A 12,787-nucleotide genomic window follows, 5' to 3' on the forward strand; every position below is an offset into this window, starting at 1 on the left:
TTCGCCATGGGCCTTCCTTTCCTCGATTCCTTTTCCGCTGCCGCGGGCCGCGGCGTCTGGCATGCCGACGAACTCGGCCTGGCCGACGCCCAGGTCGTCGCGACCGGCCATGCCGCGCTCGACGCGGAGTTGCCGGGCGGCGGATGGCCGGTCGGCGCGATGACGGAACTGCTGCAGGCCGCGCCCGAAGCCCATGTCTGGCGGCTGCTGCTGCCGGCGCTGGCGCAGGCGGTGCAGGCGCGCGGCGGGCCGGTGGTGCTGGTCGGCCCGCCCTTCGAGCCCTGCGGGCCGTCGCTCGCGGCGCAGGGGCTGCCGGTGGAAGCGCTGATGTGGGTGCGCAGCGAGGCACCGGCCGCGCGGCTTTGGGCCTGCGAGCAGGCGCTGCGCTGCGCCGACGTGGCGGCCGTGGTGGCGTGGCTGCCGCAGGCACGGGTGGCCGAACTGCGGCGGCTGCAACTGGCGGCGGCGCAGCATGAACTGCTGCTGTTCGTGTGCCGGCCCGACTCGGTCGCGTTGTCGGCTTCGCCCGCGCGGCTGCGCCTTCGCACCGACCGCTGCGAGGCCGATGCTTCGCAGATCGCTTTGCACATCCTCAAGCGCCGCGGGCCGCCGCTGGCCTTGCCGGTCATGCTGCCTGCGCGCAACGAGCGCATGGCCGCGCTGCTGGCCGCCGCCCGGGTGCGCCGCAAGCTGCGGCTGCAGCAGCAAGGCACCGTGGTGGAAGCCGGCGAGACGGCAACCTCCGCCAAGGTGGTGCGCATCGACGCGTGGAAAGGAGGCCCAGGTGCACTGGATCGCCTTGCGGTGGCTACTTGACGACGCCGGCACGCCCGAGGGCCCGGTCCTGCCCACGCCCGAGGCTCTCGGCTGGTGGGCGCTGCGCTACACGCCCCACGTCGCCTGGCAGGACGAAGCGCTGATGCTCGAAGTCTCGGCCTGTGAACGCCTCTGGGGCGGCCGGCTGCAGCTGATGCGCCTGCTGCTGGCCGACAACCCCGCGCCCGACGCGCGCATGCTGGGTACGCAGGGCGCCACCAGCCTCATCGCGCTGGCCCGGCTGCGGCTGTTCGCGCGCGAAGAGAAGCGGCCGCAAGACGTGCCCGCCGGCCTGCCGCTCGACACCCTGAGCGCGGCGCGCGCGCACCTCGACCTGCTCGCGCGCCTCGGTTGCCGTACCTGGGGTGACGTGGCTGCGCTGCCGCGCGGCGGCCTTACGCGGCGCTTCGGTGCCGAGCTGCGCGATGCGCTCGATGCCGCCTGGGGCCTGCGCCCCGAAAGCCATGCCTGGCTCACGCTGCCCGACGTGTTCGAGCAGAAGCTCGAACTGCCCGCGCTGGCCGAAACCGCGCCCGAACTCATGTGGTCGGCCAACCGGCTGCTGGCTTCGCTGCAGCTGTGGCTGCGTGCCCGCCAGCGCGGTGCGCGCGCGCTCGAGCTGCAATGGACGCTCGACCTCAAGCGCTTCAACGGCGTGAACCTGCCGCCGCACCAGCAGGTCACCGTGCGCACGGCCGAGCCCACGCAGGACATGGCGCACCTGCGCCGGCTGATGTCCGAAAAACTCGCGCTCACCACGCTCTCGGCGCCCGCGAGCTGGCTGCGGCTGCGCACGCTGGAGACCGATCCGTGGGCCGGCGCCAGCACCAGCTTCCTGCCCGAGGACAACCGCAAGGGCGACAGGCTGCACGAGATGGTCGAGCGCCTCAGCGTGCGGCTCGGCCCGTCGCAGGTGCTGGTGCCCTCGGCACAGGCCGACCACCGGCCGGAGCGCAAGCAGGCGTGGCGGCCCGCGCTGCACAAGGACAAAGCCCCGCCCGACAAGGCACGCAGGCAGGCGCAGGCCGCCGCCTCGCAGCCCGATGCCATCTATCCGCCGTGGCTGCTGCCCGAGCCGCTGCGGCTCGAGATGGACGGCGAGCGCCCGTGCTATCGCGGCACGCTGAGCAGGCTGGTCGGGCCGCAGCGCGTCGAGGCAGGCTGGTGGGGCGACAAGGAAGAGGGCGGCCAGCCCGCCATGCGCGACTACTACGTCGCGGAAAGCCCCGAAGCCGGGCTGGTGTGGATCTTTCGCGAGCGGCCCGCTGCGCGCTTTTCTTCGGGCGAGGTGCGCTGGTACCTGCAGGGGTTCTATGCCTGAGCTGAGCGAGAAGCAGGAAAGCAGGCGCCAGCCCGCCAAGGTGCATGCGCTGCCGGTGAGGCTGCGCAAGCCACCCGCGTTCACGCTGCCCGACTACGCGGAGCTGCACTGCCTGACCAACTTCAGCTTCCAGCGCGGCGCATCCACGCCCGAGGAGATGGTGGAGCGGGCCTATCAGCTCGGCTACACGGCGCTGGCGATCACCGACGAGTGCTCGGTGGCCGGCATCGTGCGGGCGCATGTGGGCTTGCGCGACCTGCCCGCGAAGCTCGAAGAATACGAGCGCGAAAACCCCGACGAGCCGAAGATCCCGCGCAACCCGGCTTTCCGCCTGCTGTTCGGCAGCGAGTTCCAGTTCGAGCGCTTCAGGCTCGTGGTGATCGCCAATGACACCGAAGGCTGGGGCAACCTGTGCGAGTTCATCACCGCAGCACGCAACACCGAGCTGCCCAAGGGGGAGTACCGCGTGAGCTGGGAGGAGAGCGACGTGGCCTCCCTGCAGCGCTGCCAGATCCTTTTCGTGCCGGACCGCAACCCGGGCGGCGCCATGGACACGGCCACGCTGCATGAAGACCTGATGGCCGCCAGGGCGCTGTACGGCGAGAACCTCTGGCTGGCCGTGGAGCTGTTCAGCGAACTCGATGACGACCTCTGGCTGGTCACGCTGATGGAGGCGGGCGAGCAAGCCGGCGTGCCGCTGGTGGCGGCCGGCGACGTGCATATGCATGCGCGCTCATGCAAGCCGATGCACGACGTGTTGACGGCCGTACGAGAGGGCAAGACGGTGGCCGAATGCGGTTTTGCGCTGCAGTCGAATGCCGAGCGGCATCTGCGGCCGCGCATGCGGCTGGCCGAGATTCATCTGCGGCAGATGCTCGACAACACGCTGGTGGTGGCCGAACGGTGCAAGTTCGATCCGGATGTGATCAGGGAGAACTACAAGTACCCGCTCGAGACCCTGGGCACCAATGAAACGCCGGCGCAGACGCTGGTGCGCAAGACATGGGAAGGCGCGCGCGGGCGCTACCCCGACGGCATTCCCGACAAGGTGCAAAAGCAGGTGCAGAAAGAGCTCGACATCATCATCGAGCTCAAATACGAGATGTTCTTCCTCACGGTGGAGAACATCGTCGGCTTCGCCAGGTCGCAGAAGATCCTTTGCCAGGGGCGCGGCTCCTCGGCCAACTCCGCCGTCTGCTTCTGCCTGGGCATCACCGCCATCGATCCGGACAAGGGCACGCTGCTGTTTGAGCGCTTCCTCAGCCGCGAGCGCCATGAGCCACCGGACATCGACGTCGACTTCGAACATCAGCGGCGCGAAGAAGTCATCCAGTACATCTACGAAAAATACGGACGGCATCGCGCCGCCATCGCCGCCGTTGTCATCTGCTACCGCTCGCGCAGCGCATTGCGCGACGTGGGCAAGGCCATCGGCATCGACGAACGGCTGATCGACGAATTCGCGAAGGACCACTACTGGTTCGACGACACCGTGCGAGGCGAACAGCTGCTGCAGGCTGCCGCGCGTGCAGGCGTGGAAGAAGACGAACTCAAGCTGGTCCAGTGGATCGAGCTCACGCAGAAGCTCAAGGGATTTCCGCGCCACCTGAGCCAGCACGTGGGCGGCTTCGTGCTCACGCACACCAAGCTCACGCGGCTGGTGCCGGTCGAGAAGGCGTCGATGAAAAACCGCTCCGTCATCCAGTGGGAGAAGGACGACCTCGAAGCGATGGGCATGCTCAAGGTCGACGTGCTGGCGCTCGGCATGCTCAGCGCCATTCGCCGCGGGCTCGAGCACATGAACCGCTGGCGGGGCTCGACGGTGGAGATGCACCAGATAACGAACGACGACCAGAAAGTGTTCGACATGATCTGCGACGCCGACACCATCGGCGTGTTCCAGATCGAGAGCCGGGCGCAGATGTCGATGCTGCCGCGCCTGAAGCCGCGCAGCTATGAAGACCTGGTGATCGAGGTGGCGATCGTGCGGCCGGGGCCCATACAGGGCGGGATGGTGCATCCGTACCTCAAGCAGCGGGAGCGGGTGCGCAAGGGCTTGGCGATTCACTACGAGAAAGAGGAACTGCGCGAGGCACTGGAGCGAACGCTGGGCATCCCGATCTTCCAGGAACAGGTGATGCAGATCGCCATGATCGCGGCCAGGTTCACGGCGGATGAAGCCGATCAGTTGCGGCGAGCCATGGCCGCATGGAAGCGCAAGGGCGGCCTCGGCAAGTTCCACGACAAGCTCGTGCGCGGCATGGTCGACAACGGCTACAAGGAAGCCTTTGCCGAAGCCATCTTCAAGCAGGTCATGGGCTTCGGCGACTACGGCTTCCCCGAAAGCCACGCCGCCAGCTTCGCACTGCTCGTCACGGTGAGCAGCTGGCTCAAGCACTACGAGCCCGCCTGCTTCCTGGCCGCGCTGCTCGACTCGCAGCCGATGGGCTTCTACAGCCCCTCTCAGCTGGTGCAGGACGCGCGCCGCCATGGCGTCGAGGTGCGCCCGGTCGATGTGACGCGCAGCGACTTCGACACCACGCTCGAAGCGCGGGACCCGGATGCACCGCGTCCTTGCGGCATCGATGAACGCTATGCCGGCCGCCTCGGCAACGAGAACCAGCCTGCGGTGCGCCTGGGCCTGAACCGCATTGCCAGCCTCAGCGCGGGCGGCGCCGAGCGCCTGCTGCGGGCCCGCGCCGCGGCACCCTTCACCAGCACCGAAGACCTCGCCCTGCGCGCCGAACTCGACGGCAAGGACATGGCCGCATTGGCCGCGGCCGATGCGCTGATGTCCCTCTCCGGCCACCGCCGCCAGCAGGTGTGGGACGCCACGGCGCAACGCCGGGCGCCGGCCCTGCTGCGAGGCGTGCCCATCAACGAGCAGGCGCTGCTGCTGCCGGCCGCGACCGAGGGCGAGGAGATCGTTGGCGACTACGCGTCGCTCAGGCTCACGCTGCGCCGCCATCCGCTCGCGCTGCTGCGCCCGCGGCTGGCGCGCATGAAGCTCATGAGCGCGGCCGAGCTGCGTTCGGTGCCCAACGGCCAGACTGCGCGCGCCTGCGGCATCGTCAAGGGCCGGCAGCGGCCGCAGACGGCCAACGGCACCATCTTCGTCACGCTGGAGGACGAGACCGGCAACGTCAACGTGATCGTCTGGAGCCATGTCATCGAGGCCTGGCGCGAGCCGCTGCTCAAGTCGCACCTGCTCGCGGTGCAGGGCACGTGGCAGCGCGACGATGAAACCGGCGGCAAGGTGCAGCACCTCGTGGCCACCGGCTTCAAGGACCTGACGCCGCTCATGGGTCGGCTCGCGCAGAGCAACACCAGCCGCGACTTCCATTGACGGATCGATCGATGCAACCGATCGTTCCATGCCTCGCGTTCCGAAAGACTTTTCGCTAACCTGCCAGAGCCATGCCCGAACTCGTCCTTGACCCCGTCGTCGCCACGCCCATCGGTCCACCGCCGCCCGCACCCGACGTGCCGGTGCCCATGCCGCCGCCACCGCCATCCGTGCCACCGCCGGAGGGCGATCCGCCGCCGGGGGTTCCGCCGGTCACCGACCCCGGTTTTCCGCCGCCGGTGGTCGAGCCGCCGCCGATGCAGACCGCCTCCTGCGAAGCTGTCGAGGTGCCCTTCGGCAAGCTGCACGCACGGCGCCTTCGCGAAATCTACCGCTCCGCAGGCTGGCCCTGCTGCGACGGCATCGAGGTCGAACTGCTGGCGGGCGGCTTTCTCGAGCGCGTGCGCAGCATGCACGGCCACGAGACGCTGCGCGTGACCGACGCCGGCATTGCGCGCATCGCGACCACGCTCACCATCAACCGCGCGGCCCTGTCGCCGCACGAGGCGCTGGTCGAGCGCGTGGCGCGCGAGATGACACGCGGCGGCCGCATCGCATGGCGCGGCCTCGGATTGCGCGCACGGCTGCCGCCGCTGGAAGAGGGCGGCAAGCCGCGCTGGTGCATCGCGCGGCCCGATGTGTTCTCGATCCGCAATACCAGCGTCGAGGCTTATGCACACCCCATCGTGCACGAGGTGAAGGTGAGCCGCGCCGATCTGCTGGGCGACCTGCGCAAGCCCGACAAGCGCGCGGCGTACCTCGACCTGGGCGGCGAGTGCTGGTACGTGCTGGGCAACGACGCGAAGGGCCGCTGCATCGCCAAGCCCGAAGAGGTGCCGGCCGAATGCGGCGTGATGGTGCTCGAAGGCGAACGGCTCGTGGTGGCGCGTGCGGCTGTGCATCGCAGCTTCGAGCGCATCCCGTTCGGGGTGTGGCTGGCGCTGGCCAAGGCGAAGCCCATTGCCGGCTTCGAGGAAGACGCGCAGGATCTGCTGATCTGACGCGCCGGTGACCGTGTCAGGTCACGGCGTCGTAGCTCTGGTGGGCGATGGCCACCGCGCCGTTCGGCACGAACAGGCTCTGCATGCGGCGCATGCCTTCTTCGCGCCCTTCCGCGCTGGCGTTGGCGTTGGCCTTTGCGCTGTCGAGTATCCGGTCGCAGAGTTCGAGCACGTCCCTGGTGATGCGCTCGTAGCGGTAGTAGGCCAGCGCGACTGCGTCGATGTCCGACGGGCCATAGCCTTCGTAGAACAGCGCTTGCTGCCGAGGCTTGCTCCACGCGTTGCCGACGCCGCCGCCGATGAACATCAGGTCGCGCTCCTTGGGCGCGAGGATGGGCGCGTGCCAGCCGACGATGGACAGCCGGTCGCCTTCGCCCACGATGACGTTGCCCGCGTGGATGTCGGAGTGGCACGGCACGAGCCGCGGTGGGCGTTCCAGCAGGATGGACGCCAGTTGCTCGCTGCGGTAGACGACAGTGTCGATCTCTTCGGCGTGCTCTTCCCAGAAGGCGAGAAAGCGCTGGACGATGCCGTCGCCAGCGGTGCCGTTGATGAAGCGGCGCTGATAGCGGCGCACGCCTTCGCGCCACTGGTGCGCGTAGCTTTCCTTGGGGAGCTTGGCCAGCAGGGCTTCGGGGAGTTGGGTGCGGTGGATGGCGCCGAGCGCCTGGCCGAGTGCGAGCCACTGCCGGTCCGACAAGGTGCGGTCGAAGCCGCTCTGTCCGTCGAAGAATGGGTGGAGCGTCCAGTCGAAGCCGTGGCCCTGGGTGCTCAGCGTGCCGTCTGTGGCGGGCATGGGGGCCATCACGGCGTCGATGCCCTTGTCTTGATGAAGAAAGGCGCAGAGGGCGAGAGCGGCAGGATCGATGGTGCCCTGTTGCAGCTTCAGGAAATACCGCGTCTCGTCATCCGCGACGACGCGAAAGGCAGCGGATGTGGCGCTTGCGCCCGCAAGAAGAAGTTCAGCCCGTGCAACGCGGAGCCGGTAGGCCTGCGCGAGGTGCTGGGCGATGGTCTCGTGCGAGATGTCTGAGGGTGTCGGCATAAGGCCACTGTAGTGCCTTGCGAATGCCTCGTCTCAATGCAGAGGATATGAGTCCAGCAGCTCGTGGCGGAACGAGCGGGTGAAGTGCGAGCGGACCAGGCGGAATTCATGGGCGAACCAGTGAATAGGCTCGAGGGGCATGGGGGCGGCGGCATGCTCTGAATTGCGTGCGATCGTGATGTGTGGCGTCCACCGGCCTGACAGCAACAAGGAAAAGCCCGAGCGCCGCAGCGCAAGGCTGATGTCGTATTGGAGGCGCCGCAATCCCTCGTGCGCGGAGGGCCGCACCACCGAGACGTCGTTGGGCCATGTGCATGAGCTGTCGAGCTTGATGTTCAGCGGCCGCGTGGGAACTTCGGCGAGTGCGGCACGCAGTCGCAGCTCGGCTTTGCCCTGCTGATCCTCGAGGGATTGAGGCGTCAGGTGCAGGCGCTCTTCAGGCGGAAACGAGCAATCTCTTGGCCACCACCAATCCTGGCGGTGTGCCTGGATTTCAGCTTGCACGTCTGCGGTGGGGAAAAGTCCGATGAGGAGCCTTGTGCCTTCGGTCATTGTCGATCCTTCAGGAAACTGACGGCCACCAACTCTCGGCCGTCGTGCGGATGACGCGCGCCGCCTGGACGCGAACGTCGTCCTTGTCATGGATGTCGTACTGGCCCTGTTCGCGAGCCACCTTGAAGGGCCAGGTCGAGACCCGGCCCTTGCGTGAGCGGGGCTGCAACGGATGCAACCTCGAGAAGAAAAGAGCCTGCGCGGAGGGCGCGGGCGGGTTGGCGGTGGTCATCGGCGTCGCCTCGATGTTGTTCTTGGAGACGACCAATTTTAGAGAAATACTGTATGCATGTACAGTATATTTGCGAGCTCACGGCGCCGTGCCCAGCAGGGCCTCCAGGTCGATGGCGGCGGCCATCGCCTTGTAGCCGGCGTCGCCCGGATGCAGGTGGTCGCCCGAGTCCATGGTCGCCTTCAGGCGCGATGGGTGGGCCGGGTCGCGCATCAGTGCGTCGAAGTCGACCACCGCGTCGAACGCGCCGCCTTCGCGGATCCAGCGGTTCACGGCCTGGCGCACCTTGTCTTTTTCGGGTGCGTAGTGGCCCGCGAGTGGCGTGCCTTGCAAGGCGCCTTCATTGGGCGGGATGGTTCCGGCCACAATGCGTACGTTGTGGGCACGGGCCATCTCTATCAGTTGCCTGAAGCCCTGGATCAATTCTTCCGCGCGCATCGCAGGCTCGTCGGGCGCGAACGGACCGCCGGGCCAGCCGATGTCGTTGGTGCCCAGCAGCACGACCATGGCCCGCACGCCCGGCTGCGCGAACACGTCGCGGCCCGCGCGCTCCAAGCCGGCGCGGCCCATGCCGTCCTTCAGCAGCCGGCCGCCGGAGATGCCGGCGTTCAGCACGGCGACGCCACGGTTTGCCAGCCGCTCGGCCAATGCATCGGGCCATCGGGTGTTGGCGCCGGGGGCGGAGCCGTTGCCGTCGGTCAGCGAATCGCCGAGGGTGACGACGGTGACCGGGGGCTTGGGCGTTTCCACGATCAGGCCGCTGACGTAAACGCGGGTGCTCCACTGGCTCGCGGTGGCCGGCATGCGCGGGGCGCCGGTCAGGTCGCCGTCTGCCACGTAGGCGATCTGGCGGGCATCGAAATGAAAGCCCGCGGGCTGGCTGGGGCGCGGCAGATAGAGCGACACCGCAACCTCGCCGAGTGCGGGCAACACGATGTCGACCGGATCGCTGACGAGCCGGGCACCGGGCGGCACGGCCACTTCGGCCTGTCCGCCGAAGCGCAGTTGCCGGTCAGTGCCTTCGACGATCCCGGAGCCCTCCGCATGGCGTGCCACGCGAGCCGCGCCGATGTGCAGCGGCGACGTGCCGCCTTCATTGCTGACCACCACGCGCAGCCGCGTACCGCCGATGCTCAGGCGAGCCACCTGTCGAACGGTCTGCCGGTTGAACTGGAACGGCAGGCCCGGGGGCAGCACGAAGTCGCCGCTCCAGATGGGCTGCGTGCTGGCGACCCAGCTGGGGCTCCAATAGGCGGTTGCGGGTTCGGCCGCGGACGCGGAGACCGCGGTGGCGAGTGAAAGCGCCAGGGCGCCGTGGCGGATGAGCGACGTGAATGCAGAGGGTGTCATTTGCATGTCCTTGGATGAAAAGCGGATCGATGACACGACTTTCATTCATGCAGATACGTATGTGTAGAAGGCAGAATGGCATCCAGCCCATTCCAAATTCGAATACATCCGCCATGGACACCTTGCGCGCCATCGAAGCCTTCGTGCACAGCGTCGAACTGGGCAGCCTGTCGGGCGCCGCGCGTGCGCTGGACACCACGCAGCCCACCGTCAGCAAGCTCGTCGCGGGGCTCGAGCGCTCGCTCGGCGTGCGGCTGTTGCGGCGCACCGCCGCGGGCCTGCGCCTGACGGAGGAAGGCCAGCGCTTTCACGAGCGCTCGCGGCGCGTGCTCGAAGACTACGGCGACGCGGTGGCCGATGCGCGCGAAGGCATCCAGCAACCGCGCGGCCTGCTGCGCGTGAGCGCGCCGGTGACGCTGGGCCAGCGGCATCTCAATGCGATGGTGCTGGAGTTCCTGGCGCTGTACCCCGACATCGAGCTGGAACTGGTGCTCGACGACAGATTCGTCGATCCGCTGGAGGAACGCGTCGACGTGTCGCTGCGGGTCGGCGGCACGCTGCCGCCCGATCTCGTTGCCCGGCATCTCGGCACATGGCCGCGCGTGCTGGTCGCGTCGCCCGACTACATCGCCGCGCGCGGCAAACCGCGCAAGCCGCAGGATCTGCTGATGCACGACTACCTTCGCTATGCGGGCGGAGACGACGGCGTGCTGCTGCAGGGGCCGAACGGGCCGGAGGCGGTGCCGGTGCGCAGCCGCTATCGCGTCAACAACGCCGTGGCGCTGCTCGACAGCGTGCTCGGCGGCGCAGGCATTTCATTGCAGCCGACGTGGATGGTGGCGGACCTGCTGGCGCAAGGCCGGCTGGTGCGGGTGCTTGGCCGGCACACAGGGCCGGCGCAGGAGCTTCACCTGTTGTATGCCCCGCGCCGCCATCTGCCGTTGCGGGTGCGCGTGATGGTGGATTTCCTGGCCGAGCGGGTGTCGCGCTTGCCTGGAGCCTTGTCGCCCCGGCAAGGCTGACGCCGTCAGTCGATGCGGATTTCGAAGTACGCCTCGTCGGTTTCGCCCAGATCGCGAAAGCCCGCGGTTCGCGCGGCGTCGTAGGCCTTTGCCCAGCGCTTGGCCATTGCGATTTCTGCCTTCGAGAGTTCGCTTTCGGTCGACTCGCTGGCATTTTGAAAGGCGCGCAGCGCGGGAATGACATCGTTGCCCAGCTGCCGGTCGATTTCGCGGCGGAAGCGCTGCTCGGCCACTCTTGCGGCGTCTGCCGATGGAAGTGCGTAATCCGCCAGCCGCACGGTGTAGGCGTCTGGTGGCGAGGCATCGGCTTCTTCAGCCGCTGCTTCGACCTCCACGAAGTGGAGCGGGGCTTCGAATTCGGGCAACGATGCGGCAGGCATGGGGGCTGGCGTGGTTGCGCGGGGAAAGAACAGTTCAGCTTGGTTCATCGTCCTGGCGTGCTTGGGGCAATTGACCGGGATTGGGAATTTCAGAACTCCCGTGAAGTACTGTTTGAATATACAGTATTTTGATGTGCAAGCAAACTGGCCGATACCCGCCGGCGAGGCTCAGACAGCCGATATCGCGGCTGTCTCCACGAGGCCGCGGTCGAAGACGGGCGGTGTCGTGACGATCGATGTCAAGGCAGGCTCCGCCGCTCGCAGCGCGGCCAGGTCGGGGCGCGGCCTGCGCAGCTGCGCATCGCGAGAGAACGCCGCCTCCATGGCATGCGCCGCACCCAGCACCTGGTGGTCCATCCTGAATCCGCCTACGACCTGCAGCCCGAAGGGCATGCCTGCGTGGTCGACGCCGCAAGGCAGCGAAATCGCCGGGTGCGTCGTGAGCGTGACCACGTAGGTCAGCGCCAGCCAGCGGTAGTAGTTGGCTTGCTTCTCGCCGTTGATGGTGTCGGGGTACGGCTGCGTCCAGGGGAAGGGCGAGACCGGGGTGGTCGGCGACAGCACGAGGTCGTAATCGGCGAAGGTCGCCTGGAAGCGCTTGAGAAGGCGGGTCTGCTCGGCCTGCGCCCAGGCGCTGTCGAGCAGGCTCATCTGCGCACCCATTTCGTAGTTCGCGCGCGAGTGCGGGCCCAGGCTGTTGGGGTCGCGCTCGTAGGCTGCCTGCATGCCCGCCACGAAAGCCTCGGCGCGCAGCACGTCGAAGCAGCGATGCGCCTCGCCCATGTCGAACTCGACCTTGTCGCAGCGCCGGAACAAGTGCCGCATGGCCTCGATCTTGCGGCGGAAAGTGGCGCGGATGCGGTCGTCCACCGCGCAGGTGCCGAAGTCTTCGGTCCATGCCACGCGCAGGTTGGCCAGGTCGACCGGAGCCGGCTTGAGAAAGGACAACGGATCCAGCGGATGGCTGAGCGGGTCGCCCGCGTGCATGCCGGCGGATGCGGCCAGCTGCAGGCACGCATCTTCCACCGTGCGGCCCATGGGGCCGACGACCGAAATCGGGGTCCAGCCCAGCGGCTTGCGCACGCTCGGCACGATGCCCGGCGAAGGCCGGAAGCCCACCACGCCGCACTTGGCCGCGGGAATGCGCAGCGAGCCGCCGGTGTCGGAGCCGGTGCACACGGGCAGCATGTCGCAGGCCAGCGCCGCCGCCGACCCGCCCGAAGAGCCGCCCGCATTCAGGTTCGGGTTGAAGGGGTTGCCGGTGGCGCCCCACACTTCGTTGCGCGAGTTGGCGCCCGCGCCCATCTCGGGCACGTTGGTCTTGCCCGTCACGATGGCGCCCGCGCGGCGCAGGCGGGCCACCAGTTCGATGTCTTCCGCCGGCACGTGATCGCGATAGATGGCGGAGCCCCAGGTCGTGAGCAGGCCCTGCGTGGGCTCGAGGTCTTTCACGCCCAGCGGCAGCCCGTGCAGCAGTCCGAGCGGGTCGCCGCGCATGAGCGCGCTTTCCGCGCCTTTGGCTTCCGCGCGCGCGCGTTCGAAGCAGGTGGCGGTCACCGCGTTGACGAAGGGGTTCACGCGTTCGATTCGCGCGATGCATGCTTCCAGCAGTTCGACCGGCGAGATCTCCTTGCTGCCGATGAGGCGGCGCAATTCGACGGCGGAGTGCTCGACGAGCTCGGCGGCGGGTGGCGATGTGTTCGGTGCTGCGTTCATCGGTCG

11 protein-coding genes are annotated in these 12,787 nt (G+C 68.2%); 5 read left to right on the plus strand and 6 right to left on the minus strand.

What is annotated here, in order from left to right:
* The first annotated feature begins 6 nt into the window (after positions 1–6).
* The 4 genes from imuA to WIX39_RS14685 all read left to right on the plus strand — a co-directional run bounded on the left by imuA (position 7) and on the right by WIX39_RS14685 (position 6,484).
* Entirely contained in the window at positions 7–816 is an 810-nt protein-coding gene (imuA, locus tag WIX39_RS14670) for a translesion DNA synthesis-associated protein ImuA (RefSeq protein WP_409195299.1), read from the plus strand.
* Positions 785–2,137: a Y-family DNA polymerase gene (locus WIX39_RS14675; RefSeq protein WP_409195300.1), complete on the plus strand. Its 1,353-nt coding sequence runs from the start codon at positions 785–787 to the stop codon at positions 2,135–2,137. The genes imuA and WIX39_RS14675 overlap by 32 nt, the downstream gene beginning before the upstream one ends.
* Entirely contained in the window at positions 2,130–5,483 is a 3,354-nt protein-coding gene (locus WIX39_RS14680) for an error-prone DNA polymerase (RefSeq protein WP_409195301.1), read from the plus strand. Before WIX39_RS14675 ends, WIX39_RS14680 begins: the two co-directional genes overlap by 8 nt.
* Before the next feature lie 71 nt (positions 5,484–5,554).
* Positions 5,555–6,484: a hypothetical protein gene (locus tag WIX39_RS14685; protein ID WP_409195302.1), complete on the plus strand. Its 930-nt coding sequence runs from the start codon at positions 5,555–5,557 to the stop codon at positions 6,482–6,484.
* A 16-nt stretch (positions 6,485–6,500) separates the two neighbouring features.
* On the opposite strand, the gene WIX39_RS14690 is transcribed toward WIX39_RS14685, so the two are convergent.
* From WIX39_RS14690 to WIX39_RS14705, 4 genes are all read right to left on the minus strand, one after another.
* Positions 6,501–7,529, minus strand: a complete 1,029-nt coding sequence (locus tag WIX39_RS14690; protein WP_409195303.1) for a phosphotransferase — start codon at positions 7,527–7,529, stop codon at positions 6,501–6,503.
* Between the two features lie 33 nt (positions 7,530–7,562).
* The gene (locus tag WIX39_RS14695; RefSeq protein ID WP_409195304.1) at positions 7,563–8,081 is read right to left on the minus strand and encodes a 2'-5' RNA ligase family protein; all 519 of its coding nucleotides are present in this window, start codon (positions 8,079–8,081) and stop codon (positions 7,563–7,565) included.
* Between the two features lie 10 nt (positions 8,082–8,091).
* Positions 8,092–8,313 carry a hypothetical protein gene (locus tag WIX39_RS14700; RefSeq protein ID WP_081266774.1) on the minus strand — a complete coding sequence of 74 codons (222 nt, stop codon included), beginning with the start codon at positions 8,311–8,313 and terminating at the stop codon, positions 8,092–8,094.
* A gap of 78 nt (positions 8,314–8,391) precedes the next feature.
* Complete coding sequence (locus WIX39_RS14705; protein ID WP_409195305.1) at positions 8,392–9,663, minus strand: SGNH/GDSL hydrolase family protein; 1,272 nt, start codon at positions 9,661–9,663, stop codon at positions 8,392–8,394.
* 113 nt (positions 9,664–9,776) lie between these two features.
* On the opposite strand from WIX39_RS14705, the gene WIX39_RS14710 reads away from it, so the two are divergent.
* Entirely contained in the window at positions 9,777–10,685 is a 909-nt protein-coding gene (locus WIX39_RS14710) for a LysR family transcriptional regulator (RefSeq protein WP_409195306.1), read from the plus strand.
* 5 nt (positions 10,686–10,690) lie between these two features.
* Here WIX39_RS14710 and WIX39_RS14715 read toward each other — a convergent pair whose 3' ends face one another.
* The gene (locus tag WIX39_RS14715) at positions 10,691–11,065 is read right to left on the minus strand and encodes a hypothetical protein (RefSeq protein WP_285413326.1); all 375 of its coding nucleotides are present in this window, start codon (positions 11,063–11,065) and stop codon (positions 10,691–10,693) included.
* Positions 11,066–11,233: 168 nt separating this feature from the next.
* Positions 11,234–12,781, minus strand: a complete 1,548-nt coding sequence (locus WIX39_RS14720; protein ID WP_409195307.1) for an amidase — start codon at positions 12,779–12,781, stop codon at positions 11,234–11,236.
* Positions 12,782–12,787 lie beyond the last annotated feature (6 nt).

This window comes from Variovorax sp. AB1(2024) (assembly GCF_037482385.2).
In the GTDB taxonomy this organism is placed as follows: Bacteria; Pseudomonadota; Gammaproteobacteria; order Burkholderiales; family Burkholderiaceae_C; genus Variovorax.

What these genes read in the sequence shown, in the direction of transcription:
- imuA (WP_409195299.1), top strand. Translation starts at nt 7, where the DNA reads ATGGGCCTTCCTTTCCTCGATTCCTTTTCCGCTGCCGCGGGCCGCGGC.
- WIX39_RS14680 (WP_409195301.1), top strand. Translation starts at nt 2,130, where the DNA reads ATGCCTGAGCTGAGCGAGAAGCAGGAAAGCAGGCGCCAGCCCGCCAAG.
- WIX39_RS14685 (WP_409195302.1), top strand. Translation starts at nt 5,555, where the DNA reads ATGCCCGAACTCGTCCTTGACCCCGTCGTCGCCACGCCCATCGGTCCA.
- WIX39_RS14690 (WP_409195303.1), bottom strand. Translation starts at nt 7,529, where the DNA reads ATGCCGACACCCTCAGACATCTCGCACGAGACCATCGCCCAGCACCTC.
- WIX39_RS14695 (WP_409195304.1), bottom strand. Translation starts at nt 8,081, where the DNA reads ATGACCGAAGGCACAAGGCTCCTCATCGGACTTTTCCCCACCGCAGAC.
- WIX39_RS14700 (WP_081266774.1), bottom strand. Translation starts at nt 8,313, where the DNA reads ATGACCACCGCCAACCCGCCCGCGCCCTCCGCGCAGGCTCTTTTCTTC.
- WIX39_RS14705 (WP_409195305.1), bottom strand. Translation starts at nt 9,663, where the DNA reads ATGACACCCTCTGCATTCACGTCGCTCATCCGCCACGGCGCCCTGGCG.
- WIX39_RS14710 (WP_409195306.1), top strand. Translation starts at nt 9,777, where the DNA reads ATGGACACCTTGCGCGCCATCGAAGCCTTCGTGCACAGCGTCGAACTG.
- WIX39_RS14715 (WP_285413326.1), bottom strand. Translation starts at nt 11,065, where the DNA reads ATGCCTGCCGCATCGTTGCCCGAATTCGAAGCCCCGCTCCACTTCGTG.
- WIX39_RS14720 (WP_409195307.1), bottom strand. Translation starts at nt 12,781, where the DNA reads ATGAACGCAGCACCGAACACATCGCCACCCGCCGCCGAGCTCGTCGAG.